Here is a 26,288-nt window from a genome sequence, read left to right as displayed (position 1 = left end):
GCCGTGCCGTGAACCTGTGACTTGCGTCCCGCCCCGGGTATCGCCGCCGATCGCGCTGTCACACCCGGCTGGCACCATGGCCTCATGAACATCGTGCTCTTTCACTCGACCCTCGGCCCGAGGCCCGCGGTGCGGCAGGCCGCCGACCGGCTGCGCGACGCCGGGCACCAGGTGTGGACCCCGGACCTCTTCGAGGGCCGTACCTTCGACACGGTCGAGGAGGGCATGGCCCACCAGGACGGGATCGGGCGGGAGGAGCTGCTCAAGCGCGCGGTGCTGGCCGCCGCGCCCTATTCGGAGCGCGGGCTGGTGTACGCGGGCTTCTCGCTCGGCGCCTCCATCGCCCAGACCCTCGCCCTCGGCGACCACCGGGCGCGCGGCCTGCTCCTGCTGCACGGCACCTCGGACATCGCCCCCAACGCCTCGGTCGACGATCTGCCGGTCCAGCTGCACGTGGCCGAGCCGGACGCCTTCGAGACGGACGACTGGCTCAGCGCCTGGTACCTCCAGATGGGCCGCATCGGCGCCGACGTCGAGGTGCACCGGTACGCCGGGGCCGGTCACCTCTACACCGACCCCGACCTGCCGGACTACGACGCGGAGGCGGCCGAGGCCACCTGGCGGGTGGCACTCGGCTTCCTCGACTCGCTCCAGGAGTCCCCGGGGGCGGACGAGCCTCAGACGGGCGAGTAGACCCGCTCCACCCGCTGCGTGCCGCTGCGCGTGCGGTACGACCGGGCCCACTTCGACGTGGCGCCCGGGTCCGTGCGGTCGGAGACGACGTAGAAGTCCATCTGCGTCCGCTCCGCCGTGACGTCCAGCACGCCGTAGCCGTGCCGGTCGGTGTCGACCCAGTGGACGTGCCGGTTGGCGGCCCGGATGACCGGCGCCGCGACCGCCGAGACCGTGCCCTCGGGAACCTTCACGATGTCGTCGAGGTTGTCGGAGGTCACCGAGGTGACGACGAACTCCGTGGCGGCCGAGGCGGACAGCGGGTACGTGGCGGCGTTGTACGGCACGTCGTTGGCCCAGGCCATGTGGATGTCGCCGGTCAGGAACACCGTGTTGCGGACGCCGTTCGCCCGCAGATGGGTCAGCAGCTCCCGGCGGTCGTCGGTGTAGCCGTCCCACTGGTCGGTGTTGAGGGCGAGCCCCTCCTTGGGGAGTCCCAGCAGCTCGGCCAGCGGCTTCAGCAGCTCGGCGGGGATCGAGCCGATGGCGAACGGCGAGATCATCACCGAGTTGCCCACCAGCCGCCAGGTGGTGTCGGAGGAGGCCAGGCCGGACTTCAGCCAGTCCATCTGGGCCCGCCCGGTCAGGGTGCGCTCCGGGTCGTCGACCTTGCCGTCGCCGAGTGACACCTGCTGGGAGCGGAAGGTGCGCAGGTCCAGCAGCGACAGGTCGGCCAGCTTGCCGAAGCGCAGCCGGCGGTAGGTGGTCCCGGCGATCGCGGGGCGGACCGGCATCCACTCGAAGTACGCCTGCTTGGCGGCGGCCTGACGCGCCGCCCAGGCGCCCTCGGCGCCCTCGGTGTGGTTCTCGGCGCCGCCCGACCAGGTGTCGTTGGCTATCTCGTGGTCGTCCCAGATCGCCACCACCGGAGCGGTGGCGTGCAGCGCCTGGAGGTCCGGGTCGGTCTTGTAACGGCCGTGCCGGACGCGGTAGTCGGCGAGCGTGAGGATCTCGTGCGCGGGCGCGTGCGGACGTACGACGGTGTCGCGGGTGCCGTACTCGCCGCTGCCGTACTCGTAAATGTAGTCGCCCAGGTGCAGCCAGGCGTCCAGGTCGCCGCGGGCCGCGAGGTGCCGGTACGAGGAGAAGTGGCCGGCCTCCCAGTTGGCGCAGGAGACCACGCCGAAGCGCAGGCCCGCCACGGAGGCGTCGGCGGCGGGGGCGGTGCGGGTGCGGGCGGCGGGGGAGTCGGTGGGACCGGCGGAGAAGCGGAACCAGTAGTCCGTGGCGGGCGCCAGGCCCCGGACGTCGGCCTTCACGGTGTGGTCGGAGGCGGCCGTCGCGGTGACCGACCCCTTGGCGACGACGTTCGTGAAGTCCCTGTCGGTGGCGACGACCCAGTCCACCTCGGTGTCGGGGCCGGTTCCGGAGCCCGGCACGGCCTCGGGGACCGGGGTCACCCTGGTCCACAGCAGGACGCCGTCGGGCAGCGGATCGCCGGAGGCGACGCCGTGCAGGAAGGCGGGGGCCGCGCCGGCGGCACCGGCGGGCAGGGCGGCGGCGAGCGGGGCGGCCAGAACGGCGCCGGCCGCCGCGGCCTTGACGACCGTGCGGCGGCTCGGGGTGCGGGCGCCCGTGCGTGCGGCGGACGACGGGGCGGAAGTCTCGGTTGATCTGTGTCGACTGGTCACGGACGATCAGGCTACTGATCGGTATGGGCGCGAGCGGGCGAACTCGTAAAAGTTCGCCCGCTCGTTCACCTGCGTACGGCCGGCGCGTACTACTTCGTGACGCCCGCGTCCTTGAGCGCCTTCTGCCAGTCGGCGTCCGTGCTCGGGGTCTCGATCACCTTGTCGTTGATCTTGACGGTCGGGGTCGACTGGACGTCCTCGGCCTTCTGGAAGGCGTCGCCCATCTTCATGGCCCAGGCGTCGTAGGTGCCCTTCTTCACGGCGTCCTGGAACTTCTTGTTGTCCTTCAGGGCGTCGACCGAGTTGGCGACCTTGATCAGGTAGTCGTCCTTGGCGAACTCGTCGGTCGACTCCGAGGGGTGGTACTCGGACGAGTACAGCGCCGTCTTGTAGTCGATGAACGCCTCGGGGGAGACGTTCAGCGCGGCGCCGAGGGCGCTGAGGGCGTTCTTGGAGCCCTCGCCGCCGAGGTTGCCGTCGAGGAAGGTGCCGATGGTGAAGGAGAGCTTGTAGGTGCCGTCCTCCATGCCCTTGTTGACGGTCTCGCCGATGGTCTGCTCGAAGTTGGCGCAGCCCGGGCAGCGCGGGTCCTCGTAGAGGTGGACGACGTTGTCGCTCTTGGACTCGCCCAGGGTGACCGTGGTGCCGTTCTTGCCGGAGGTGTTGGCCGGGGCCACCACCTTGGCGTCGGCGGCCTCCTCCCACTTCGAGGGCTGGTTGCTCTGGACGACGGCGTAGCCGATGCCGCCGGCTATCGCCAGCACGCCGACGATCGAGCAGGCCACGATGACCTGCCGCCTGACCTTGTCGCGCTTGGCCTGGCGCTCGCGCTCCACGCGCAGCCGCTCACGGGCCGCCGACTTCGCCGCCTGACTGTTCCGCTTGCTCATGGTGATGATCTCTCCGGGGACGCGCACACGGTCGGTGTGCGGAATACGTACGGGGGACTGCCGGTGCTCGGCCGTGTGTCGCGCGGGCGCGCGGGTCACACGAGGGCGGCCGGGCAGGGCGGTCCGCGCCGTCCCAGGGAGTGGGTGAGGATCGCCTCGCGGGCGCCGGTGGTGCGTGCGGCCGGGACCGCGGGGCGGCGCACCGCCGGGGCCCGGCGTGCGCTCACGGCCGCGACGGCCAGCAGCAGCGGCCGGAAGGTGGTCGCGGCCACCGCGCTCAGCAGCTGGGCCAGCGCGCGCTCGCCGCGCCGCAGCCAGGCCGCCGCCAGCAGCCCGACCCCCAGGTGCGCGCCGAGCAGCAGCCAGGCGGTCCGGGGGTCGGCGTCGGCGAGGGCGGTCGCCAGCCGGTCGGTCTCGGCGCCCGTCACCCGGCTCAGCGGGGCGGCGACCCCGGCGTGGACGCCGGTGCCGTCACCGCACAGCACGTCGAAGCCGACCGAGCGCAGCGGGCCCGCGACGGGGCCGCCCGCCCTGCCGTAGCAGACGTGCTGGCCGGTGGTGAAGACCGTGTCGGCGGCCAGCTCCAGCGGGATCAGCAGGGCGGCGATCCGCCCGAAGCCGCGCTCGCGCCGACCGGCCAGGGCGTACGCGATCAGGAAGACGGCGCCGGCGACGGCCGCCACCGTGGCCAGCGGCAGCGGAACCCCGGACAGCAGCACGTGCGACGCGGTGCTGAGCGTCACGACGAGTGCCGTGAACAGCGCCGCGCGTACGGCTCTGAGCGGGGTTCCGGATATGTCCATAGCGAAAGAAGAGTGTGTCACGGGGTCCGGTAAGGGACCCCTAAAGGGTTCCTGTGAGAAGGCCGACGGTTATCGAACCGGAATGGTCACAGCCCCGGGATCCGGCCGTTGCGGAAGAGATCCACGAAGGTCTGGTGGTCGGCGCGCGCGCGTGCCCCGTACCGGTGCGCGAAGTCGACCAGCAGGGGCGCGAAGCCCTCCTCGTCGGCCGCGATCGCCGCGTCGATGGCCCGCTCCGTGGAGAACGGCACCAGGGACTCACCGGACTGGTCGTCCGCCGCCGCGTGCATGGCGGCCGTGGCCCGGCCCAGGTCGGCGACGACCTCGGCGATCTCCTCCGGGTCGTCGATGTCGCTCCAGTCCAGGTCCACGGCGTACGGCGAGACCTCGGCGACCAGCTGGCCCGCGCCGTCCAGCTCGGTCCAGCCCAGCCACGGGTCGGCGTGCGCCTGGAGGGCGCGCTGGGAGATCACCGTGCGGTGGCCCTCGTGCTGGAAGTAGTCCCGGATCGCCTGGTCGGTGATGTGCCGGGAGACCGCCGGGGTCTGGGCCTGCTTGATGTAGATCACGACGTCGTTCTCCAGGGCGTCGCTGTTGCCCTCCAGCAGGATGTTGTACGAGGGCAGGCCGGCCGAGCCGATGCCGATGCCGCGGCGGCCGACGACGTCCTTGACGCGGTAGGAGTCGGGACGGGCCAGGGAGGACTCCGGGAGGGTCTCCAGGTAGCCGTCGAAGGCCGCCAGCACCTTGTAGCGGGTGGCCGCGTCCAGCTCGATGGAGCCGCCGCCCGGGGCGAAACGGCGCTCGAAGTCGCGGATCTCGGTCATCGACTCCAGCAGCCCGAACCGGGTCAGAGAGCGGGCGACGCGCAGGGCGCCCAGCAGCGGCCCGTCGGCGGTGTCCAGGGTGAAGGGCGGCACCTCGTCGCTCTTGGCGCCGGTGGCCAGGGCGCGGATCCGCTCGCGGTACGCGTCCGCGTACACCCGCACCAGCTCGGTGATCTGCTCGTCGCTGAGCGCCTTCGCGTACCCGATCAGCGCGACGGAGGCGGCGAAGCGCTTGAGGTCCCAGGTGAAGGGGCCGACGTAGGCCTCGTCGAAGTCGTTGACGTTGAAGATCAGCCGGCCGGTGGAGTCCATGTACGTGCCGAAGTTCTCCGCGTGGAGGTCGCCGTGGATCCACACCCGGGAGGTCCGGTCGTCCAGGTAGGGGCCGCCGTCCTGGGAACCGAACTCCTTGTCCTCGGTCAAATCGTGGTAAAAGAGGCATGCGGTGCCGCGGTAGAACGCGAAGGCCGAGGCCGCCATCTTCCGGAACTTCACGCGGAACGCCGCCGGATCCGCGGCCAGCAGCGTGCCGAAGGCGGCGTCGAAGACGGCGAGGATCTCCTCGCCGCGGTGCTCCTCGTTGAGCTGCGGAACCGACATGCCTGGTGCCTCCTGGTGCGGATGGTGCTGCGACGGGTGGAGCGGATCTCCACTCGGACCAACGTTCGAAGGGGTGCGGGAGTGCCCGCGCCCGCGGTCCGCGCGCGACACGCGGACCCGCCCCCGAAGGTACGCGGGGAAGCCCTCGGAGTGTCAGTGGCGAGGCATAGACTTCGACGCTGACCCCCCGGACTGACCGCAGCCCGTAGCCCACAGTTTTCTCAGGAGGCCGCACGTGTCCAAAGCGCCGTTCACGCACCTGCACGTCCACACCCAGTACTCGCTGCTGGACGGTGCCGCGCGGCTGAAGGACATGTTCAACGCCTGCAACGAGATGGGCATGACGCACATCGCCATGTCCGACCACGGCAACCTGCACGGGGCGTACGACTTCTTCCACTCCGCGCAGAAGGCCGGGGTCACCCCGATCATCGGCATCGAGGCGTACGTCGCGCCCGAGTCCCGCCGCAACAAGCGCAAGATCCAGTGGGGGCAGCCGCACCAGAAGCGGGACGACGTCTCGGGTTCCGGCGGCTACACCCACAAGACCATGTGGGCCGTGAACAGCACCGGGCTGCACAACCTCTTCCGGCTCTCCTCCGACGCCTACGCCGAGGGCTGGCTGCAGAAGTGGCCCCGGATGGACAAGGAGACCATCTCCCAGTGGTCCGAGGGCATCGTCGCCTCCACCGGCTGCCCCTCCGGCGAGGTGCAGACCCGGCTGCGCCTCGGCCACTTCGACGAGGCGCTCAAGGCCGCCGCCGACTACCAGGACATCTTCGGCAAGGACCGGTACTTCCTGGAGCTGATGGACCACGGCATCGAGATCGAGCACCGGGTCCGCGACGGCCTCCTGGAGATCGGCAAGAAGCTCGGCATCCCGCCGCTGGTGACCAACGACTCGCACTACACCTACGCGCACGAGGCGACCGCCCACGACGCCCTGCTGTGCATCCAGACCGGCAAGAACCTCTCCGACCCGGACCGCTTCCGCTTCGACGGCACCGGGTACTACCTGAAGTCGACGGACGAGATGTACGCCATCGACTCCTCCGACGCCTGGCAGGAGGGCTGCGCCAACACGCGCCTGATCGCCGAGATGGTCGACACCACGGGCATGTTCGTCAAGCGCGACCTCATGCCGAAGTTCGACATCCCGGAGGGGTACACCGAGGTCACCTGGTTCCAGGAGGAGGTCCGCCGCGGCATGGCCCGCCGCTTCCCCGGCGGCGTCCCGGAGGACCGCCAGAAGCAGGCCGAGTACGAGATGGACGTCATCATCCAGATGGGGTTCCCGGGCTACTTCCTCGTGGTCGCGGACTTCATCATGTGGGCGAAGAACCAGGGCATCGCGGTGGGCCCCGGCCGAGGCTCCGCGGCCGGTTCGATCGTGGCGTACGCCATGGGCATCACCGACCTCGACCCGATCCCGCACGGCCTGATCTTCGAGCGGTTCCTCAACCCCGAGCGCGTCTCCATGCCCGACGTCGACATCGACTTCGACGAGCGCAGGCGCGTCGAGGTGATCAGGTACGTGACGGAGAAGTACGGCGCCGACAAGGTCGCCATGATCGGCACCTACGGCAAGATCAAGGCGAAGAACGCCATCAAGGACTCCGCGCGCGTGCTGGGCTACCCGTACGCGATGGGCGACCGCCTCACCAAGGCCATGCCCGCCGACGTCCTCGGCAAGGGCATCGACCTCAACGGCATCACGGACCCGACCCACCCGCGCTACAGCGAGGCCGGCGAGATCCGCGCGATGTACGAGAACGAGCCGGATGTGAAGAAGGTCATCGACACCGCCAAGGGCGTCGAGGGCCTGGTGCGGCAGATGGGCGTGCACGCGGCCGGCGTGATCATGTCCAGCGAGCCGATCGTCGACCACGCCCCGATCTGGGTGCGGCACACCGACGGCGTGACCATCACGCAGTGGGACTACCCGCAGTGCGAGTCGCTCGGCCTGCTGAAGATGGACTTCCTCGGCCTGCGCAACCTCACGATCATGGACGACGCCGTCAAGATGGTGAAGTCCAACAAGGGCATCGACCTGGACCTGCTGTCCCTGCCCCTGGACGACCCGACGACCTTCGAACTGCTCCAGCGCGGCGACACGCTCGGCGTCTTCCAGTTCGACGGCGGCCCCATGCGCTCCCTGCTGCGGCTGATGAAGCCCGACAACTTCGAGGACATCTCCGCCGTCTCCGCGCTCTACCGTCCCGGCCCGATGGGCATGGACTCGCACACCAACTACGCGCTGCGCAAGAACGGCCTCCAGGAGATCACGCCGATCCACAAGGAGCTGGAGGAGCCCCTCCAGGAGGTCCTGGCGGTCACCTACGGCCTGATCGTCTACCAGGAGCAGGTGCAGAAGGCCGCCCAGATCATCGCCGGCTACTCGCTCGGCGAGGCCGACATCCTGCGCCGCGTGATGGGCAAGAAGAAGCCCGAGGAACTGGAGAAGAACTTCGTCATCTTCCAGGCCGGCGCCCGGAAGAACGGCTACAGCGACGAAGCCATCCAGGCCCTGTGGGACGTGCTGGTCCCCTTCGCCGGCTACGCCTTCAACAAGGCGCACTCGGCCGCGTACGGACTGGTCTCGTACTGGACGGCGTACCTCAAGGCGAACCACCCGGCCGAGTACATGGCCGCCCTGCTCACCTCGGTCAAGGACGACAAGGACAAGTCGGCCGTCTACCTCAACGAGTGCCGGCGCATGGGCATCAAGGTGCTGCCGCCCAACGTCAACGAGTCCATGTCCAACTTCGCCGCCCAGGGCGACGACGTGATCCTCTTCGGCCTCTCCGCCGTGCGCAACGTCGGCACCAACGTGGTCGAGTCGATCATCCGGTGCCGCAAGGCCAAGGGGAAGTACACCTCCTTCCCCGACTACCTGGACAAGGTGGAGGCGGTCGTCTGCAACAAGCGGACGACGGAGTCGCTGATCAAGGCCGGCGCCTTCGACGAGATGGGGCACACCCGCAAGGGCCTGACCGCGCAGTACGAACCGATGATCGACAACGTGGTCGCGGTCAAGCGCAAGGAGGCCGAGGGGCAGTTCGACCTCTTCGGCGGCATGGGCGACGAGCAGACCGACGAGCCGGGCTTCGGACTGGACGTCGTCTTCAGCGAGGAGGAGTGGGACAAGACCTATCTCCTCGCCCAGGAGCGGGAGATGCTCGGTCTCTACGTCTCCGACCACCCGCTCTTCGGACTGGAGCACGTGCTGTCCGACAAGGCCGACGCGGGCATCTCCCAGCTCACCGGCGGTGACTTCGGCGACGGCGCGGTCGTCACCATCGGCGGCATCATCTCCGGCCTCCAGCGCAAGATGACCAAGCAGGGCAACGCCTGGGCGATCGCCACCGTCGAGGACCTGGCCGGCTCCATCGAGTGCATGTTCTTCCCGGCCACCTACCAGTTGGTGTCCACCCAACTCGTCGAGGACGCCGTGGTGTTCGTCAAGGGGCGCCTGGACAAGCGGGAGGACGTGCCGCGGCTGGTCGCGATGGAGCTGATGGTGCCCGACCTGTCCAACGCCGGCACCAACGCGCCCGTGGTCCTCACCATCCCGGCGACCAGGGTCACGCCGCCCATGGTCAGCCGCCTCGGTGAGATCCTCACCCACCACCGGGGCGACAGCGAGGTGCGGATCAAGCTCCAGGGGCCGACCAAGACGACCGTGCTGCGCCTGGACCGGCACCGCGTCAAGCCCGACCCGGCCCTGTTCGGCGACCTGAAGGTGCTGCTGGGCCCGGCCTGCCTGGCGGGTTGAGCGGAGCGACAGCCGTCGTACGAGCGAGGGGCGCCCCGGTCTCCGGGTGCGCCCCTCGTGCGTGCGGGGCCCGATCGGCCCGTCGCGCGGTTGTCAGTTGTGGCCGAAGCGCTTCTGCCGCTTGCGGGAGGCGGCGTCACCGGGGGCCGTCAGCGTCGGGGAGTGCTGCTCCTCGCGGTCCATGACGGCGGACTCGGCGGCCTGCGTGGCACGGGCGGACTGGGGCTGCTTACGGTCACTCTTGTTCTTGTTCTTGGCCATGGTGATCTACCTCCTGAGGGGGATCTAGGGGCCAGGGCCGACTTCAGATTCACACAGCCCAACAAAGAACGCATATCGGGCAATTACCGTGTGTGACGCGGTCGGGCGGGGTGCCGAGCGCGGAGCGGGACGCGGAAACGCCACGCCGAAGATCGAGTTCGCGCCGTTAACCTCCGTGTGGTCGGGCAGACTCGAAGGAAGCCCGAAGCAAACCTCCCGGAAAGAGGGTGGATCGCGTGGACCGCTGCATCGTCCTGGTGGACGCCGGGTATCTGCTGGGGGCCGCCGCCAGTCTCCTCGCCGGTGAGCCCTCACGCTCCCGCATCACCGTCGATCACGCCGCCCTCATCCAGGGCCTGCGCGAGCGCGCCGAGTCCGACACGCAGCAGCCCCTGCTGCGCATCTACTGGTTCGACGGCGCCCCCGACCGGGTGCCCCAGCCCGAGCACCGCCGGCTGCGCGTGATGCCCCGCGTCACCGTCCGGCTCGGCGCCCTCACCCGCAGTGACGGGCGCTGGGCGCAGAAGGGCGTGGACGCCGCCATGCACGCCGAGCTGACCGAGCTGGCCCGCAACCGCGCCTGCTCCGACGTGGTCCTCGTCACCGGCGACGGCGATCTGCTGCCCGGCATGATGGCGGCCAAGGAGCACGGCGTCGCCGTCCACCTGTGGGCCGTCCAGGCCGCCGACGGCGACTACAACCAGTCCGAGGACCTGGTCGCCGAGGCCGACGAGCGCCGCGTCCTGGACCGTGCCTGGATCACCAAGGCGGTGCGCGCCAAGGAACTCGGCGGGATCTGCGCGCCCCCGCCCGTGCCCCGCCCCGAGATCGCCGCGATCCTCTCCGCGCCGCTGCCCGAGTCCGCCCTCTCCGCCGCCGCCGAGCGGCACACCGAGGAGCCCGAGCGCGCCACGAGGTCCGGCGCCGCGCGCAACGGCAGCGAGGAACGCGCGACACCCACCAAAGGCGTCCCCACCCCCAAGGACCTCGCCGCCCTGCGCGCCCCCGGCGCCCATGCCGCCCCGCACCCCCCGACCTCCGCCACCCTGCGCTGGTCCTCGGACAAGGGCTGGGTCGACCGGCCCGCCGCCGAACCGGCCGAGGCCGCCTCCATGCCGACCCTGGCCCAGCTGACCACGGCCGAGCAGCGCTGGGCCGACCGCGAGGAGGACATCACCACGGTCGGCGGGGACCCGTACGAGGTCGGACAGGTGTTCGCCCGCCGCTGGCTGGAGCGCCTCGGCGACCACGGCCACCTGCAACGGCTCTCCGGGATGTACCCCCGCATCCCGCACCGCGTCGACGGCGAGCTGCTGCGCTACGCCGCCCGCTTCGGGCTGCTCGCCCACAAGGACGACCAGATCGACGAGCACGACCGGTACGCGATCCGGGCGGGATTCTGGCGCGAGGTCGACGTCCGTACGGCGACCGAGCGCACCCCCGCGGCGGACTGAGCCCCCGGGCCCGTCCCGTGCCTCCCGCGGCTGAATCGACACTTATGGGCGGACCCGAGGGCGGGGCGGGGGGACGGACCCCGTAGTCTCGTCCCTTGTGAGTACGCGCGCGGCACAGGCACTTCGACCCGGTGGCGATGCCGTGTGCGCGGTGCGCGGACTGACCAAGACCTATCCGGCGGTACGCGGCCGGCGCGGCGTTCCCGCCACCCCCGAGGTGCGCGCCACCGACGACGTGACCCTGGACATCCGGCGCGGTGAGATCTTCGGCCTGCTCGGCCCGAACGGCGCCGGCAAGTCCACCCTCGTACGCCAGCTCACCGGCCTGATGCGCCCCGACGCCGGCAGCGTGGAGATCCTCGGCCACGACATCGTGCGCCACCCCGAGCGCGCCGCCCGCATCCTCGCCTACCTCGGGCAGGAGTCCAGCGCCCTGGACGAGCTGACCGTGTCGCTCGCCGCCGAGACCACCGGGCGGCTGCGCGGCCTGGAGGTGCGCCGGGCCCGCGCCGAGCGGGACGCCGTCCTCGAGGAACTGGGCCTGACCGCGATCGCCTCCCGCCCGATCAGGAAGCTCTCCGGCGGCCAGCGCCGCCTGGCCTGCTTCGCCGCCGCGCTGGTGGGGGAGCGTCCGCTGCTCGTCCTGGACGAACCCACCACCGGCATGGACCCGGTGGCCCGCCGCGCGGTGTGGGCGGCGGTCGACCGGCGGCGCGCCGAACTCGGCTCCACCGTCCTGCTCGTCACCCACAACGTCATCGAGGCCGAGACCGTCCTCGACCGGGTCGCCGTCCTCGACCGGGGCCGCGTCATCGCCTGCGACACGCCCTCCGGACTCAAGGAGAAGGTCGCCGGCGAGGTCCGCGTCGACCTGGTGTGGCGCGAGACCGCCCCGCTGCACGTCCCCGAGGTCGCCGCGCTGCGCGACCGCGCCGCCGAGTCGGGGCGCCGCTGGACGCTGCGGCTGGCCCCCGAGGAGGCCCGGGCGGTCGTCGCCACCGTCACCGGCGGCGCCGCCTTCGCCGCCCTGGACGACTTCACCCTGGCCACGCCCAGCCTGGAGGACGTGTACCTGGCCCTGGGCGGTGCCGCGCGGCAGGGGCTGGTGAGGGCTTGAGCATCCGCACGGTGAGTATCCGGGCCGCCGCGGCCGTATCCGTCGGGGCGACCCGTCCGGGCCCGCCGCGAAAGACACCGACGAAGGGGAGCTGCGCGACGTGAGTGTCGTACCCGCCGATGTTCTGCCGGGCGGTGCCCTGGCCGCCGAGGAGCAGGGCGCCGTCGGCGCGGCCGAGCTCGGGCCGAAGGCGCGGCTGTGGCCCTCCCTGGTGGCCGTGTACCGGGCGCAGCTGTCCCGGGCCCGGGTCGCGCGCATCCCGCTGCTCTTCGTGGCCACCTTCCAGTCGATCGGCATCATGATCCTGATGCGGGGCGTCGTGGACGGCGGCGGCGAGGCACGGGCCGTGGTCGCGGGCTCGTCCGTGCTCGTGGTCGCCTTCGTCGCGCTGAACCTGCTCGCCCAGTACTTCGGACAGCTGCGCGCGAGCGGCGGCCTCGACCACTACGCGACGCTGCCGGTGCCGCCGGCCGCGGTGGTGCTGGGCGCGGCGGGCGCGTACGCGTCCTTCACCGTGCCGGGGACCGTGGTGACGGCGGTGTTCGGCTGTCTGCTGTTCGGGCTGCCGATGACCCACCTGTGGGTGCTGGTGGCCGTGATCCCGCTGGCGGGCGCCGCGCTCGCCGGGCTGGGCGCCGCCCTGGGCCTGCTCGCGCCCCGGCCCGAGTTCGCCACCCTTCTGGGCCAGCTGGGCATGTCGGCGGCGCTGCTGCTGGGCGTGCTGCCGGCCGAGCGGATGCCCGAGGTGGTGCGCCTGGCGCGGGACCTGCTGCCCTCGACGTACGGCGTGGAGGCGTTCGCGCGCACCTTCGGGGAGCGGCCCGACTGGGCCTTCGTCCTCGGTGACCTCGCGGTGTGCGCCGTGGTCGGTGTCCTCTCGCTGGCCGTCGCCACCTGGGCGTACCGCCGGGCCGCCGTCCGGTGAAGCGCCGCACAGGCGGGTTTGGCACGATGACGGGGTGACCGCTCCTCTGACTCCGCCACCACCACCGAACGAACGCTCGTCGTACCAGGGCGGACCGGTGCCGCCGCCCGTCGGTGCGCACGCGGTGGGCACCCCTCCCGGCGCCCCGTACGGCACGCACGGCGACCACGGAGAACAGGACGGCCCCGGGATGTTGACCGAAGTGCGGCAGGCCGCCGTGGCCGCGGTGGCGGTGGCCCTCTCCGGCGTGCTGCTGGGCGTGCTCTGGTGGAAGCTCGCGCCGAGCGTGCCGCTGGTCGGCGAGGTGGTCGGCGACAGGTGGCTGGTCTACCTCAAGGAGTCCGAGGGCGAGCAGTCGGTCGGCGTCGACGGAACGTTCACGCTGCTCGCCCTGGCGTTCGGCGCGCTGAGCGCGGTGGCCGTCTTCCTGCTGCGGCGGCGCGGCGGCGTGCCGCTGGTGGTGGCGCTGGGCGCGGGCGGTCTGCTCGGGTCGCTGCTGGCCTGGCGGGTCGGCATCTGGCTCGGCCCGGCCCAGGACGTCGTCGCCCACGCCAAGGAGGTGGGCAAGGGCGTGACCTTCTCGGCACCGCTGAAGCTGGGCGCGAAGGGCGCGCTGCTGGCCTGGCCGATCGCGGCCCTGGTGGTCCACCTGGGTCTCACCGGCTTGTTCGGGCCCCGGGACCCCGAGCCCGACCCGTGGCCCGCTCCGTACGGGAAGACGTCGGCCTAGCCCGCGCCCCCGGGCCGCGTCACCCGCGCGTTCCCCGGGGGCTACGCGCGCCCGATCGGGGCCAGGACCGCGTGCGTCAGCTCGGTCAGGTCGCCGGGGGACAGCTCGACCTCCAGGCCCCGGCGGCCCGCCGAGACGCAGATCGTGGCGTGGTCCGACGCGGACGCGTCCAGGACCGTCGGCAGCCGCTTGCGCTGGCCCAGCGGGGAGATGCCGCCCCGCACATAGCCCGTGGTCCGCTCGGCCAGGGCCGGGTCGGCCATCGCCGCCCGCTTGCCGCCCACCGCGGCCGCCAGCGCCTTCAGATCCAGCTGGCCCGCCACCGGCACCACCGCGACCGTCAGCGCGCCGTCCACCTCCGCGACCAGGGTCTTGAACACCCGGTCCGGGGAGACGCCCATCGCCTCGGCGGCCTCCTCCCCGTACGAGGGGTGGGCGGGGTCGTGGTCGTACGCGTGGACCGTGTACGCCACTCCGGCCGCGGTCAGCGCCACCGTCGCCGGGGTGCCGCCGGACTGCTGCTTCCTGGACTTCTTCGCCATCCGGGTCCGTACCTCTAGTTGAGACTCGTCGGGCCGCGCGTCAGTTCCGACGACGGCAACGACGGCAGCGTACGGAGGATGGCCGTCTCCGAGCGAAGGAGTTTCAGCTCGTCCCGCAGCCGGGAGGCCGTGTCGGGGGCCTGGAGCAGGCGCTGCTTCGTGGGGATGTCCAGCATCATCGCGGCGGCGACCAGATAGGAGACCACGCCCGGTTCGTCCGGCAGGTCCGCGCCGGTGGACAGCGATCGCTCGCGGGCCCCCGCCAGCCGCTTCTGGTACTGCCGGAAGGACCGCAGCACCCCCTCGGCCAGCGCCCCCGCCTCGTCGCCGGGCTCCTCCTCCAACGGCTCCAGCTCACCCGTCAGGAACGGACCCGAGGCGTCCACCGAGCGCAGCCGCACCCGGGTCGTACCGGTGGCCAGCACCTCGAAGGTGCCGTCGGCACGCTCGCGGATCGTCGCCGCGTCCGCGACGCAGCCCACCTTGTGGAACGCCTTGAGCGGGTCGGAACCGAACCCGGCCGCCGGGCCGAGTTCGGGGAGCGCCGTGGGGTCGGGCATGCCGGGCGCGGTACGGGCCACCTCGTGGCCGTCGCGGATCGCCACGACGGCGAACCGGCGCGGTTCGTCCTCGGGGGTCTTGAGCAACTCGCGCATCATGGCGCGATAGCGCTCCTCGAAGATGTTGAGCGGGAGCACCAGCCCCGGGAACAGAACCGAGTTCAGGGGGAAGAGCGGGAGCCGGACGGTGGTCACGTCGCAGAAGCCTAATGGTCGTCCGGGCGGACGCGACCGCCGCGCCCGTTCCGTGGACGTCCCGGGCCCGCCGTGCCCGGTGCGGAGGCCACCGCCGCGCGGACGTCCGCGCGCACCTGGAGGAAGCGGCCCAGCGGGTCGTCCGCGTCCCGGTCCCAGGGGAAGGACGTCACGTAGGGGCCGGTCAGGCGCAGCTGCTCCGCCGCGTCCGGGAAGCGCTCCAGACGCACCAGGACGTACGCCAGGAGGTTGCGCAGCCCGGCCGGCCAGGGATCGGCCGGCGGCTGGGCGGCGGAGACGGCGATGGCGCCGTCGGCCGCCGCGTCCAGACGGGTCCGCAGCGCACCGGCCGGGGCGCCGTCGCCGTCCGCGGTGAGGAAGGTGAAGGCCGCCCTGAGCGGCAGCGCCCGTACCAGGGAGTCCTCGGGGGCGTCCTGCGCGGCGGTCTCGGCGAACTCCAGGCACTCGCGGTGGGCGCCGGGGGAGGCCGTGGCCAGGTACTCCAGGGCGGCCACGTGGCAGCCGTAGTGGTGCGGGGCGCGGCGCACCGCCTGCGCCCACAGCCGCTCGAACTCGGCGTGCCCGGCACGGGCGCCCCGCGCGGCGTCCAGGGCGGTCCGCCACGGCACCGGATCGCTCCCGGCGGCCTCGGCGGCGGCCGTGACCGCGGGGGCCACCCGGCGCAGCAGCTCGGCGCGGGCCGGCGAGTCCCAGTGGCGGTCCACCGTCAGCCGGCCCTCGACGAGCAGGGCGTCGGGATCGTCCGGGGCGGCGCCGCGCCAGCCGTCGAGCCATTCGGCGCGGGAGCGGGCGAAGGCGGCGAGGGCGCTCGCGTAGTGGTCCCGGTGCTCCCACTCGGTGTTCTCACGGGTGGCGGCGAGGAGGGCGGCGGCCGGGGCGTGCTCGCCGCGCGCCGCGGCGACGAGGGCGGGGGCGAGACGGTCGTCGGGGGCGTCGAGGAGCACGTCGTCGTCTTGGGCGGGCCGGGACGCCCGCGAGCGGGCCCGGGCCGCCGTCCGGAGGAACGCGCGCAGCATGGCCAGTACGACGGCCGAGGGCTCGCGATGGTTGTGCGCCGGCCTGCCCTCCGACCGCCCACCGGCACCCGGCCGCCCCTGCGGGAGGCGTCCACTCACGGCGGATGGCCCCTGTGGGGGTGTACTCCCGGCGCGGAGCCCCCTGTGGGGGAGGCGTCCTCCCACGGGTGCCGCCTCAGCGAGAGGCCCCCGCCCCAGCGGGAGGCCCCGTCACGGCGCCCCGGCAAGGCGCCCCTGTCACGGCACCCCCGTCGGGCCCGGTACCCCCGTCGGGCCCGGCGTCGCCCCGAGGGCAGGGGCACCTCGCCCCGCCCCCGGAGGGCTCAGCTCCTGCGCAGGAGCCGGGTCGCCCCCGCTGCCACCGTCGTCGCCAGTATCCAGCCGGCGAGGATCAGGGCCGTGGCCAGCCACTGCCAGCCGTCGCGGAGCTGCCAGAAGCCGACCTGGCCCAGGTCGATCACCGGCAGGAGCAGGTCCAGGGCGAAGAGGGCCGGATTCCAGTCCGGGTGCTCGCCCGCCTTGAGCGGGGGCGGGGCGGCCCGGGCGAAGGCCAGTGAACCCGCCGCCCACAGCACCGCCATCCACACCGCCGCCCGGCCGGGCCGGTAGCCGTAGGCGACCGTCCAGTCCTGGGCGTACCCCACGAGCTTCGCGGCGACGGGCAGGCTCTCGCGGCGCCGGCGGTGCTTGGCGAGCAGCACCTCGCGGGCGTCCTCGTCCTCGCCGCCGGCCCGCAGCACGGCGGCCAGGCGCTCGTACGGCTCGGGGTTGTACTCGGCGGTCGCGGCACCCACCCAGCGCAGCCGCTTCTCCAGCGGGAACGGACCGCGCGGCACCAGGTTCTCGTAGGCGAAGCCGCCCATGTGCAGCCGGCCGGGGCCGGGCCAGCTGTCCGCCCGGTCCATCAGGTTGACCACCCGCGCCCCCGACAGCACCACCCGCCCGCGCGCCGGCCGCTCGCCCAGGAAGCGCAGCTCGGGCGTCTGCACCCGGCGCAGCGACAGCTCCTGGTCGTCGGTGAAGGTGAATCGGGCGTGCTCGAAGTCGAGCGCGTCGCCGAACCGCCCGTCGTCCAGCCGCACCCCGCCCTCGCACTCGAAGCGCTGGATGCGCGTGCCCTGGGCGGGCGTCGTCCCGCGCAGCAGCGGGCTCCCCAGGCCCGCCGGGGTCATGTACAGGGTGCGCTCCACCGTCAGCTGCGGGGCGTTCAGCGCGTGCCGCGTGTACGGGTTGAGGAGCCGGGCGCCGCGCAGACTCAGCGAGACGCCCACCTTGGCGCTGCGCAGGCTCACCTCGCCGTGCGACTCCAGCATCTCGGCCTGGAGGTCCTGCCCGACGGTCATGCCGTCCGCCGCGATGGAGCGGCCGCTGCGGTCCCGGTGCACGACCGCCTGGTTCAGCAGCAGGTCGGTGCCTATCTGGGCGTCGGTGAGCCGGATGCCGCTGCGGAACCGGCAGCGCGGCAGATGCAGGTCGCCCTCGGTCTGCAGCCGGGCCGCCTCCAGGCGCGGCACCGAGCAGTCCACCAGCCGGACCGTGGTGAACCGGGTCTCCGGCAGCACCACCTCCCGGTCGAAGCGGCAGGCCCGCAGCTCCACGTAGGGCTCCACGGTGCCGCCCGCGAGGTCCATCGTGTCGCTGATCCGCACGCCCACGAGCTGCAGCGAGGAGACCCGGCCGGCGAGCGCGGGCGGGCCGTCGAGGAGCAGCCAGCACACGATGCGGGCCCGCACGGTCCGCTCCGGCCCCCAGAGGTGCCCGCCGTGCGGGTCGTCGACGAGCGCGTCGCCGCTGGACAGGTCGTACACGCTGCCGTTGCGGAAGGCCTGCCACATGCCCGCCTCGGCGGCCGTCAGGTCGTCCGGCAGCTCTCCGTCACGATGGCCGGCCCCTTCGGTCACGGCATTCACCCCCTTCCCACCTACTCGCCGGTCGCTCACCCTTCGTACAACCGTTCATGCCCACTGGGTGACCGGTTGAACACTCAAAGTGAGATCGGGTCAACGTCGACGGGCGACGGTCCGCGCCGGGCCGTCGCGTTCTGTATCAGCCATTGATACGCGCGGACGGTGTCCGACGCGGGTCTGAGAGAATTGGTTCCGTGATCTCCCGAATCGATCTGCGCGGCGACGCCCTCCCCGAGGGTTCCGCCCTGCGCGACCTGCTGCCCCGAGCCGACTTCGACGTCGCGGCCGCCCTGGACAAGGTGCGCCCGATCTGCGAGGCCGTGCATCATCGTGGCGACGCGGCGCTGATCGACTTCGCCGAGCAGTTCGACGGGGTCCGGCTGGACCGGGTCCGGGTTCCGGCCGCCGCGCTCACGCGCGCGCTGGAGGAGCTGGATCCGGCCGTGCGGGCCGCGCTGGAGGAGTCCGTCCGCCGCGCCCGCCTCGTCCACCGCGAGCAGCGCCGCACCACGCACACCACGCAGGTCGTCCCCGGCGGCTCGGTCACCGAGAAGTGGGTGCCGGTCGACCGGGTCGGGCTGTACGCGCCGGGCGGCCGGTCGGTCTACCCGTCGTCCGTGGTCATGAACGTGGTGCCCGCGCAGGAGGCCGGCGTCGAGTCGATCGCGCTCGCCTCGCCCGCGCAGGCCGAGTTCGGCGGGCTCCCGCACCCCACGATCCTCGCCGCCTGCGCCCTGCTCGGCGTCGACGAGGTGTACGCGGCCGGCGGCGCCACCGCCGTCGCGATGTTCGCGTACGGCACCGAGTCCTGCCCGCCCGCCGACATGGTCACCGGCCCCGGCAACATCTGGGTCGCCGCCGCCAAGCGCTACTTCACCGGCAAGATCGGCATCGACGCCGAGGCCGGCCCGACCGAGATCGCGATCCTGGCCGACTCCACCGCCGACCCGGTGCACGTCGCCTCCGACCTGATCAGCCAGGCCGAGCACGACCCGCTGGCCGCCGCCGTCCTGGTCACCGACTCCGTCGAGCTCGCGGACGCGGTCGAGAAGGAGCTCCAGCCGCAGGTCCGGGCCACCAAGCACGTCGACGACCGGATCGTCCCGGCGCTCGGGGGCCGCCAGTCCGCGATCGTCCTGGTCGACGGCGTGGACGAGGGCCTGCGCGTGGTCGACGCCTACGGCGCGGAGCACCTGGAGATCCAGACCGCCGACGCCGCCGCCGTCGCCGACCGCGTCCGCAACGCCGGCGCGATCTTCGTCGGCCCCTGGGCGCCCGTCTCGCTCGGCGACTACGCGGCCGGGTCCAACCACGTCCTGCCCACCGGCGGCTGCGCCTGCCACTCCTCGGGCCTGTCCGTGCAGTCCTTCCTGCGCGGCATCCACATCGTCGACTACACCCGCGACGCCCTCGCCGAGGTCGCGCACCACGTGGTGACGCTGGCGGAGGCGGAGGACCTGCCCGCGCACGGGGCCGCGATCAAGGCCCGGTTCGACTGGAAGGTCCCGGAGAGCAAGTGACGTTCGGAATCGACGACCTCCCCGTGCGGGACGAGCTGCGCGGCAAGTCCCCCTACGGCGCGCCCCAGCTGGACGTGCCCGTGCGGCTGAACACCAACGAGAACCCGTACCCGCTCCCCGACGCGCTGGTCGACCGGATCGCCGAGCGGGTCCGCGAGGCCGCCCGCCACCTCAACCGCTACCCCGACCGGGACGCGGTCGAGCTGCGCACCGAGCTGGCCCGGTACCTGACCGACACCTCCGGCCACCCGCTCGACGTGACCAACGTCTGGGCGGCCAACGGCTCCAACGAGGTCATCCAGCAGCTGCTCCAGACCTTCGGCGGGCCCGGCCGCACCGCGATCGGCTTCGAGCCGTCGTACTCGATGCACGGCCTCATCGCGCGCGGCACCGGCACCGGCTGGATCTCCGGCCCGCGCCACGAGGACTTCACCGTCGACGTGCCCGCCGCCGAGAAGGCGATCGCCGAGCACCGCCCGGACGTCGTCTTCATCACCACCCCCAACAACCCCACGGGCAACGCGGTCCCGGCCGAGACGGTCCTCGCCCTCTACGAGGCGGCACAGGCCGCGAAGCCCTCCATGGTGGTGGTCGACGAGGCGTACATCGAGTTCAGCCACGGCGCCTCGCTGCTGCCGCTGCTGGACGGCCGGCCGAACCTCGTCGTCTCGCGCACCATGTCGAAGGCGTTCGGCGCGGCGGGCCTGCGCCTGGGCTACCTCGCCGCGCACCCGGCCGTCGTCGACGCCGTCCAGCTCGTACGGCTGCCCTACCACCTGTCGGCCGTCACCCAGGCGACCGCGCTGGCCGCCCTGGAGCACACCGACACGCTGCTGAAGTACGTCGAGCAGCTCAAGGCCGAGCGGGACCGGCTGGTCGCCGAACTGCGCGCCATCGGCTACGAGGTGACCGAGTCCGACGCCAACTTCGTCCAGTTCGGGCGGTTCGCGGACTCCCACGAGGTGTGGCGGCGGATCCTCGACCGGGGCGTCCTGGTCCGGGACAACGGCGTGCCGGGATGGCTGCGGGTCACCGCCGGCACCCCGGAGGAGAACGACGCGTTCCTCGACGCGGTCCGTGAAGTCAAGAAGGAGCAGAACACATGAGCCGCGTGGGACGCGTGGAGCGCACGACCAAGGAGACCTCGGTCCTCGTCGAGATCGACCTCGACGGCACCGGCAAGACCGACATCGCCACCGGCGTCGGCTTCTACGACCACATGCTCGACCAGCTCGGCCGGCACGGTCTGTTCGACCTGACCGTGAAGACCGACGGCGACCTGCACATCGACTCCCACCACACCATCGAGGACACCGCCCTCGCGCTGGGCGCCGCCTTCAAGCAGGCCCTCGGCGACAAGGTGGGCATCTACCGCTTCGGCAACTGCACGGTCCCGCTGGACGAGTCCCTCGCCCAGGTCACCGTCGACCTCTCCGGCCGCCCCTACCTCGTGCACACCGAGCCCGAGAAGATGGCGCCGATGATCGGCGAGTACGACACCACGATGACCCGGCACATCCTGGAGTCCTTCGTCGCCCAGGCCCAGATCGCGCTGCACGTGCACGTGCCCTACGGGCGCAACGCGCACCACATCGTGGAGTGCCAGTTCAAGGCGCTGGCCCGGGCCCTGCGCTACGCCTCCGAACGCGACCCGCGCGCGGCCGGCATCCTGCCCTCCACGAAGGGCGCGCTGTAACCGATGAACGGTACGTCCACCGCACTGATCGTCGTCGGCCTGTTCCTCCTCGGCGGCATCATCTCCTTCGCCAAGCAGCAGATGCCCAAGGGCCTGATCGTGCTGCTGTCCATCGGCGCCGCGATGTGCCTCTTCGCGGGCGTCCTGAGGCTGGAGGTCTGGAATTGACCTCGGTGAACCCCAAGCGGGTCGTCGTCTTCGACTACGGCTTCGGCAACGTCCGCTCCGCCGAGCGAGCCCTCGCGCGCGCGGGGGCCGACGTCGAGATCACCCGTGACTACGACAAGGCCATGAACGCCGACGGGCTGCTGGTCCCCGGCGTCGGCGCCTTCGCCGCCTGCATGGACGGCCTCAGGGCCGCCCGCGGCGACTGGGTCGTCGAACGCCGGCTCGCGGGCGGGCGCCCGGTGATGGGCATCTGCGTCGGCATGCAGATCCTCTTCGCGCGCGGCATCGAGCACGGCGTCGAGGCCGAGGGCCTGGACGAGTGGCCCGGCACGGTCGGCCCCCTCCAGGCCGACGTGGTGCCCCACATGGGCTGGAACACCGTCGAGGCACCGGCCGACTCCCAGCTCTTCGCCGGCCTGGACGCGGACGCCCGCTTCTACTTCGTGCACTCCTACGCCGTCCACGACTGGTCGCTGGAGACGCACAACCCGCTGATCGCCGCCCCCAAGGTCACCTGGTCCACCCACGGCAAGCCCTTCGTGGCCGCCGTGGAGAACGGTGCCCTGTGGGCCACCCAGTTCCACCCGGAGAAGTCCGGCGACGCCGGCGCCCAGCTCCTCACCAACTGGATCGAGACCCTGTAGAGATGAGCCCGGTAGAGATGAGCAAGCTCGAACTCCTCCCCGCCGTCGACGTCCGCGACGGCCAGGCCGTCCGCCTGGTGCACGGCGAGTCCGGCACCGAGACCTCCTACGGCTCCCCGCTGGAGGCCGCCCTCGCCTGGCAGCGCTCCGGCGCCGAGTGGCTGCACCTGGTCGACCTGGACGCCGCCTTCGGCACCGGGGACAACCGGGAGCTGATCGCCGAGGTCACCAAGGCGATGGACATCAAGGTGGAGCTGTCCGGCGGCATCCGCGACGACGAGACCCTCGCCGCCGCCCTCGCCACCGGCTGCACCCGCGTCAACCTCGGCACGGCCGCCCTGGAGACCCCCGAGTGGGTCGCCAAGGTCATCGCCGAGCACGGCGACAGGATCGCGGTCGGTCTGGACGTACGGGGCACCACGCTCCGGGGCCGCGGCTGGACCCGCGACGGCGGCGACCTCTACGAGACGCTGGACCGCCTGAACAAGGAGGGCTGCGCCCGCTACGTCGTCACCGACATCGCCAAGGACGGCACCCTCCAGGGCCCCAATCTGGACCTGCTGAAGAACGTCTGCGCGGCCACCGACCGCCCGGTCGTGGCGTCGGGCGGCGTGTCGTCCCTGGACGACCTGCGCGCGATCGCCTCTCTCGTCCCGACCGGTGTCGAGGGGGCCATCGTCGGGAAGGCCCTGTACGCGAAGGCGTTCACCCTGGAAGAAGCCTTGGAGGCTGTGTCGCCATGACATCCGAAGCCGTACGGCGCGTGCAGAGCGGAAGTCCCTGGGAAGAGTCCTTCGGTTTCGCACGCGCCGTCGCGGCGGGTGATCGTGTCGTCGTGGCGGGCACGACCGCCTTCAAGGGCGACATGCTGTACGGCGAGGGCGACCCCTACGAACAGACGAAGGTGGCCTTCGGGACCGCCATCGACGCGATCGGCGAGTTCGGGCTCGGGATCGACTCCGTGATCCGGACCCGGGTGAACCTGGCGCACTCCCGGGACGTCGACGAGGTGGGCCGCGCCCACAAGGAGCTGTTCGACGCCGTACGTCCGGTCACGACCCTGCTGGTCGTGCAGGGCTTCATCGACTCCCGGGTGCTGGTGTCGGTGGAGCTGGAAGCATTCAGAGCGCGGTAGAGCGCACAGCGCGAGCAAGAGGCATTGCGCGCGCGAGAGGCATTGAAGGAGCCGTGGATTCATGACCCTGGCGGTCCGAGTCATCCCCTGCCTGGACGTGGACAACGGCCGGGTCGTCAAGGGCGTCAACTTCCAGAACCTGCGCGACGCGGGCGACCCCGTCGAGATGGCCAAGGTGTACGACGCCGAGGGCGCCGACGAGCTGACGTTCCTGGACATCACCGCCTCGTCGGGCGACCGCGAGACGACGTACGACGTGGTGCGCCGCACCGCCGAGCAGGTCTTCATCCCGCTGACCGTGGGCGGCGGGGTACGCACCGCCGACGACGTCGACAAGCTGCTGCGGGCCGGCGCGGACAAGGTGGGCGTGAACACGGCCGCCATCGCCCGCCCCGACCTGATCCGGGAGATCGCCGAGCGCTTCGGCCGCCAGGTCCTCGTCCTGTCGGTCGACGCCCGCCGCACCGAGGCCGGCACCTTCGAGGTGACCACCCACGGCGGCCGGCGCGGCACCGGCATCGACGCCGTGGAGTGGGCCCACCGCGCCGCCGAACTGGGCGCGGGGGAGATCCTGCTCAACTCGATGGACGCGGACGGCACCAAGGACGGCTACGACCTGGAGATGCTGGCGGCCGTGCGCAAGCACGTCACGGTCCCGGTCATCGCCTCGGGCGGCGCCGGCAGCCTCGCCCACTTCGCCCCGGCGGTCGAGGCGGGCGCGGACGCGGTCCTGGCGGCGTCCGTCTTCCACTTCGGCGACCTGCGCATCGGCCAGGTGAAGGACGCCCTGCGGGGAGCGGGACACCCCGTCCGCTAGACGGGACCCACACCCCCGGAAAGGGAAAGCTGCGCGACTTCCGTGTCTGAGGCGACCACGTCCGCGACGGACGTACCCGTACCCGCCCTCGGCTCCGCCCCCGCCCACCGCGACCCCAACGTCCTGCGCTGGGTCGCCGCCTACACCGCGTCCATGCTCGGGGACACCGTCTTCTACCTCGCGCTGTCCTGGGCCGCCGTGCAGAACGGCACCCCCGCGCAGGCCGGGATCGTCACCGCCGTGAGCGCGGTGCCGAGGGCGCTGCTGATGCTGGGCGGCGGGGTGGTCGCCGACCGGTTCGGGCCCCGGCGCGTCGTCATCGGCAGTGACGCCGTACGGTGCGCCGCCGTCCTGGCCGTCGCCGCCGTGCTCTTCGCGACCGACCCCGGGCTGTGGCTGCTCGCCCTGCTCGCCGTCGTCTTCGGCACCGTCGACGCCGTGTTCATGCCCGCCGTGGGGGCGCTCCCGGCGCGGATCACCGGCACGGACCAGCTCGCCCGCGTCCAGGGCATGCGCGGGCTCGCCGTACGGTTCGCCGCCATCGTGGGGGCCCCGCTCGGCGGGCTCGGCGTGGCGGTCGGCGGCGCGGCGGCGGCCTTCGCCTGCGCCGGGCTGCTGATCGCCGTGTCCGTGCCCCTGCTGGTCTCCGTACGGATGCGCGCACGGCCCGCCGACGACGCCGCCGCGGCGCCCGCCGCGCGGGACACCACCGCCTGGCTGGATCTGGTGGGCGGGCTCCGCTATGTGCGCCGGCACCGTGTCCTCGGCCCGCTGATGGTGGCCATCGCCCTCGGTGACCTCGGCTTCGTGGGTCCGCTCAACGTCGGCCTCACGCTGCTCGCCGACGAGCGGGGCTGGGGCGCCTCCGGGATGGGCTGGGTGCTCGCCGGGTTCGGGACGGGAGCGGGAGCCGCCGCCCTGCTGCTGACCGTCCGGGGACGCGTACCGCGCGCCGGGTGCGTCGCCGCCGGTTCCCTCGTCCCCGGCGCCGCGGCCATCGCCGCCCTCGCGCACGCGCCCGGCCTCCCCGCGGCCGTCGGCATCGCCGTGACCGTCGGACTGCTCACCGGCCTCAGCGGAGCCATGTGCGGGGCGCTGCTCCAGACCCAGTCCGAGCCCGCCTACCTGGGCCGCGTCACCGCCGTCGGCGGCATCGTCAGCCTGGGCGTCGCACCGCTGAGCATGCCACTGTCCGCCGCCGCCGTCGGCGTCTGGGGAACCGGCCCGGTCTTCGCCGTCAGCGCCGCGGTGTGCGCGCTGGGCGGGGTCGTCGCCCTCGCCGCACCGGGCGTACGACGGGCCGAACTGCCCGGATAGCGGTCCCGGGCCCGGCGGACGCCGAACTGCCCGGATAGCCGCCCCGGGCCCCGCGGACGCCGAACTGCTGGGACAGCCACTCCCGGCCCCCGGCCGCCGAGCGGCACGAACAGCCGCCCCCGGGCCCCGCGGACGCCGAACCGCCCGGGACAGCCACCCCCGGCCCCCCGGCCGCCGAGCGGCACGGACAGCCCCCCAGGCCCCGCGGACGCCGAGCGGTCCGGATAGCCGTCCCCGGGGCCGCCGGTCGCCGAGCGCGGCACGGACAGCCGCCCCCCGGGCCGCCCCGAACGCCGAGCGGCCCGGGACAACCGCCCCCGGGGCCGCCCCGGACGCCGAGCGGTCCCGGGTCGCTCAGATCCCCAGCTGCTTCGACTCGTGCAGCTTCGCGATCGCGTCCTGCTCGCCCTCCAGCTCCACCTTCGCCGCGCTCTGCCGCCCGTAGGCGAACAGCAGCAGTTCGGACGGCTCGCCCGTCGCCGTCACCACCGGCGTGCCCCGGTGGGCGACCGTCGTCTGGCCGTTCGGGCGGCGCAGCACCAGACCCGTCGGGATGCCCCGGCCCATCAGCCGGGCGGCGCGCTCCAGCCGGGACCACAGGGCGTCCTGGAAGACCGGGTCCAGCTCGCGCGGCGACCAGTCCGGCTGGGCGCGGCGGACGTCCTCGGCGTGCACATAGAACTCCACCGTGTTCGCCGCCTCGTCGACCTGCTTGAGCTGGAAGGGGGAGAAGCGGGGCGGACCCGTGCGGATCAGCTGGATCAGCTCCTCGTAGGGCTTCGCGCCGTACTCGTCCATGACCCGGTCCAGCCGGGACGCCAGCTGCTTGATCAGCGTCCCCCCGGCGGCGTCCGGCCGTCGCTCGCGCACCACCACGTGCGCGGCCAGGTCACGGGTGCGCCAGCCCTCGCAGAGCGTCGGGGCGTCCGGACCCGCCGTCTCCAACAGGTCCGCGAGCAGAAGTCGTTCACGCTTGGCGAAAGTCGACATGGAGTCAGCCTACGG

General features: G+C 72.6%; 25 protein-coding genes. 15 read left to right on the top strand and 10 right to left on the bottom strand.

The features are described 5' to 3' along the window. Window positions 1-39 precede the first annotated feature (39 nt). Window positions 40-693 carry a dienelactone hydrolase family protein gene (locus tag ACFZP7_RS09955; RefSeq protein ID WP_376194451.1) on the top strand — a complete coding sequence of 218 codons (654 nt, stop codon included), beginning with the start codon at window positions 40-42 and terminating at the stop codon, window positions 691-693. On the opposite strand, the gene ACFZP7_RS09950 is transcribed toward ACFZP7_RS09955, so the two are convergent. The 4 genes from ACFZP7_RS09950 to ACFZP7_RS09935 all read right to left on the bottom strand — a co-directional run bounded on the left by ACFZP7_RS09950 (window position 678) and on the right by ACFZP7_RS09935 (window position 5,483). Next, the gene (locus ACFZP7_RS09950) at window positions 678-2,363 is read right to left on the bottom strand and encodes an alkaline phosphatase D family protein (protein ID WP_385634250.1); all 1,686 of its coding nucleotides are present in this window, start codon (window positions 2,361-2,363) and stop codon (window positions 678-680) included. The two genes, ACFZP7_RS09955 and ACFZP7_RS09950, sit on opposite strands and share 16 nt — an antisense overlap. Before the next feature lie 89 nt (window positions 2,364-2,452). Next, window positions 2,453-3,253, bottom strand: a complete 801-nt coding sequence (locus ACFZP7_RS09945) for a DsbA family protein (RefSeq protein WP_029393884.1) — start codon at window positions 3,251-3,253, stop codon at window positions 2,453-2,455. Window positions 3,254-3,348: 95 nt separating this feature from the next. Then, window positions 3,349-4,056 carry a hypothetical protein gene (locus ACFZP7_RS09940; protein WP_019328021.1) on the bottom strand — a complete coding sequence of 236 codons (708 nt, stop codon included), beginning with the start codon at window positions 4,054-4,056 and terminating at the stop codon, window positions 3,349-3,351. 86 nt (window positions 4,057-4,142) lie between these two features. Continuing rightward, window positions 4,143-5,483: a DUF2252 domain-containing protein gene (locus ACFZP7_RS09935; RefSeq protein ID WP_385634249.1), complete on the bottom strand. Its 1,341-nt coding sequence runs from the start codon at window positions 5,481-5,483 to the stop codon at window positions 4,143-4,145. A gap of 235 nt (window positions 5,484-5,718) precedes the next feature. On the opposite strand from ACFZP7_RS09935, the gene dnaE reads away from it, so the two are divergent. Further along, window positions 5,719-9,258: a DNA polymerase III subunit alpha gene (dnaE, locus tag ACFZP7_RS09930; protein ID WP_385634248.1), complete on the top strand. Its 3,540-nt coding sequence runs from the start codon at window positions 5,719-5,721 to the stop codon at window positions 9,256-9,258. A 93-nt stretch (window positions 9,259-9,351) separates the two neighbouring features. On the opposite strand, the gene ACFZP7_RS09925 is transcribed toward dnaE, so the two are convergent. Beyond that, window positions 9,352-9,519: a hypothetical protein gene (locus ACFZP7_RS09925; protein ID WP_078855098.1), complete on the bottom strand. Its 168-nt coding sequence runs from the start codon at window positions 9,517-9,519 to the stop codon at window positions 9,352-9,354. A 236-nt stretch (window positions 9,520-9,755) separates the two neighbouring features. Between ACFZP7_RS09925 and ACFZP7_RS09920 the strand changes: the two genes are divergently transcribed. The 4 genes from ACFZP7_RS09920 to ACFZP7_RS09905 all read left to right on the top strand — a co-directional run bounded on the left by ACFZP7_RS09920 (window position 9,756) and on the right by ACFZP7_RS09905 (window position 13,745). Next, window positions 9,756-10,973: an NYN domain-containing protein gene (locus tag ACFZP7_RS09920; protein WP_385634247.1), complete on the top strand. Its 1,218-nt coding sequence runs from the start codon at window positions 9,756-9,758 to the stop codon at window positions 10,971-10,973. A gap of 142 nt (window positions 10,974-11,115) precedes the next feature. Continuing rightward, window positions 11,116-12,090 carry an ABC transporter ATP-binding protein gene (locus tag ACFZP7_RS09915; RefSeq protein ID WP_031017027.1) on the top strand — a complete coding sequence of 325 codons (975 nt, stop codon included), beginning with the start codon at window positions 11,116-11,118 and terminating at the stop codon, window positions 12,088-12,090. 100 nt (window positions 12,091-12,190) lie between these two features. Beyond that, window positions 12,191-13,015: an ABC transporter permease gene (locus ACFZP7_RS09910; protein ID WP_031017028.1), complete on the top strand. Its 825-nt coding sequence runs from the start codon at window positions 12,191-12,193 to the stop codon at window positions 13,013-13,015. A 34-nt stretch (window positions 13,016-13,049) separates the two neighbouring features. Beyond that, entirely contained in the window at window positions 13,050-13,745 is a 696-nt protein-coding gene (locus ACFZP7_RS09905) for a hypothetical protein (RefSeq protein ID WP_030972013.1), read from the top strand. Between the two features lie 41 nt (window positions 13,746-13,786). Here the strand turns inward: ACFZP7_RS09905 and ybaK are convergent, their stop codons facing one another. The 4 genes from ybaK to ACFZP7_RS09885 all read right to left on the bottom strand — a co-directional run bounded on the left by ybaK (window position 13,787) and on the right by ACFZP7_RS09885 (window position 17,980). Further along, window positions 13,787-14,287 (bottom strand): Cys-tRNA(Pro) deacylase, encoded by a 501-nt coding sequence (gene ybaK / locus ACFZP7_RS09900; RefSeq protein WP_019328029.1) that lies wholly within the window; start codon window positions 14,285-14,287, stop codon window positions 13,787-13,789. A 14-nt stretch (window positions 14,288-14,301) separates the two neighbouring features. Beyond that, window positions 14,302-15,042 carry an LON peptidase substrate-binding domain-containing protein gene (locus tag ACFZP7_RS09895; RefSeq protein WP_031017029.1) on the bottom strand — a complete coding sequence of 247 codons (741 nt, stop codon included), beginning with the start codon at window positions 15,040-15,042 and terminating at the stop codon, window positions 14,302-14,304. 11 nt (window positions 15,043-15,053) lie between these two features. Continuing rightward, window positions 15,054-16,079 (bottom strand): hypothetical protein, encoded by a 1,026-nt coding sequence (locus ACFZP7_RS09890; RefSeq protein WP_385638405.1) that lies wholly within the window; start codon window positions 16,077-16,079, stop codon window positions 15,054-15,056. A gap of 323 nt (window positions 16,080-16,402) precedes the next feature. Beyond that, window positions 16,403-17,980 (bottom strand): hypothetical protein, encoded by a 1,578-nt coding sequence (locus tag ACFZP7_RS09885; protein WP_046248147.1) that lies wholly within the window; start codon window positions 17,978-17,980, stop codon window positions 16,403-16,405. A 200-nt stretch (window positions 17,981-18,180) separates the two neighbouring features. On the opposite strand from ACFZP7_RS09885, the gene hisD reads away from it, so the two are divergent. From hisD to ACFZP7_RS09840, 9 genes are all read left to right on the top strand, one after another. Beyond that, window positions 18,181-19,506: a histidinol dehydrogenase gene (hisD, locus tag ACFZP7_RS09880; protein WP_019328033.1), complete on the top strand. Its 1,326-nt coding sequence runs from the start codon at window positions 18,181-18,183 to the stop codon at window positions 19,504-19,506. Next, window positions 19,503-20,612: a histidinol-phosphate transaminase gene (locus ACFZP7_RS09875; protein ID WP_127433927.1), complete on the top strand. Its 1,110-nt coding sequence runs from the start codon at window positions 19,503-19,505 to the stop codon at window positions 20,610-20,612. Before hisD ends, ACFZP7_RS09875 begins: the two co-directional genes overlap by 4 nt. Further along, window positions 20,609-21,202, top strand: coding sequence for an imidazoleglycerol-phosphate dehydratase HisB (gene hisB, locus ACFZP7_RS09870; RefSeq protein ID WP_019328035.1), 594 nt, complete (start codon window positions 20,609-20,611; stop codon window positions 21,200-21,202). The genes ACFZP7_RS09875 and hisB overlap by 4 nt, the downstream gene beginning before the upstream one ends. A gap of 3 nt (window positions 21,203-21,205) precedes the next feature. After that, the gene (locus tag ACFZP7_RS09865) at window positions 21,206-21,370 is read left to right on the top strand and encodes a hypothetical protein (protein ID WP_019328036.1); all 165 of its coding nucleotides are present in this window, start codon (window positions 21,206-21,208) and stop codon (window positions 21,368-21,370) included. Continuing rightward, complete coding sequence (gene hisH, locus ACFZP7_RS09860) at window positions 21,361-22,014, top strand: imidazole glycerol phosphate synthase subunit HisH (RefSeq protein ID WP_086024794.1); 654 nt, start codon at window positions 21,361-21,363, stop codon at window positions 22,012-22,014. Before ACFZP7_RS09865 ends, hisH begins: the two co-directional genes overlap by 10 nt. Before the next feature lie 17 nt (window positions 22,015-22,031). After that, the gene (priA, locus tag ACFZP7_RS09855; RefSeq protein ID WP_385638402.1) at window positions 22,032-22,757 is read left to right on the top strand and encodes a bifunctional 1-(5-phosphoribosyl)-5-((5-phosphoribosylamino)methylideneamino)imidazole-4-carboxamide isomerase/phosphoribosylanthranilate isomerase PriA; all 726 of its coding nucleotides are present in this window, start codon (window positions 22,032-22,034) and stop codon (window positions 22,755-22,757) included. Further along, complete coding sequence (locus ACFZP7_RS09850; protein ID WP_019328039.1) at window positions 22,754-23,149, top strand: RidA family protein; 396 nt, start codon at window positions 22,754-22,756, stop codon at window positions 23,147-23,149. The genes priA and ACFZP7_RS09850 overlap by 4 nt, the downstream gene beginning before the upstream one ends. A gap of 61 nt (window positions 23,150-23,210) precedes the next feature. Beyond that, a complete protein-coding gene (gene hisF / locus ACFZP7_RS09845) occupies window positions 23,211-23,966 on the top strand; it encodes an imidazole glycerol phosphate synthase subunit HisF (RefSeq protein WP_019328040.1) in 756 nt (251 codons plus the stop codon). 42 nt (window positions 23,967-24,008) lie between these two features. Beyond that, window positions 24,009-25,283: an MFS transporter gene (locus ACFZP7_RS09840; RefSeq protein ID WP_385634246.1), complete on the top strand. Its 1,275-nt coding sequence runs from the start codon at window positions 24,009-24,011 to the stop codon at window positions 25,281-25,283. Between the two features lie 354 nt (window positions 25,284-25,637). On the opposite strand, the gene ACFZP7_RS09835 is transcribed toward ACFZP7_RS09840, so the two are convergent. Continuing rightward, a complete protein-coding gene (locus tag ACFZP7_RS09835) occupies window positions 25,638-26,273 on the bottom strand; it encodes a TIGR03085 family metal-binding protein (RefSeq protein WP_019328042.1) in 636 nt (211 codons plus the stop codon). Between the last annotated feature and the right edge of the window lie 15 nt (window positions 26,274-26,288).

It is taken from the genome of Streptomyces sp. SudanB5_2050 (genome assembly GCF_964272335.1).
Lineage (GTDB): Bacteria > Actinomycetota > Actinomycetes > Streptomycetales > Streptomycetaceae > Streptomyces > Streptomyces rochei.
The sequence above is the reverse complement of the archived record's forward strand: the minus strand, read 5'-3'. Positions and strand labels throughout refer to the sequence as shown.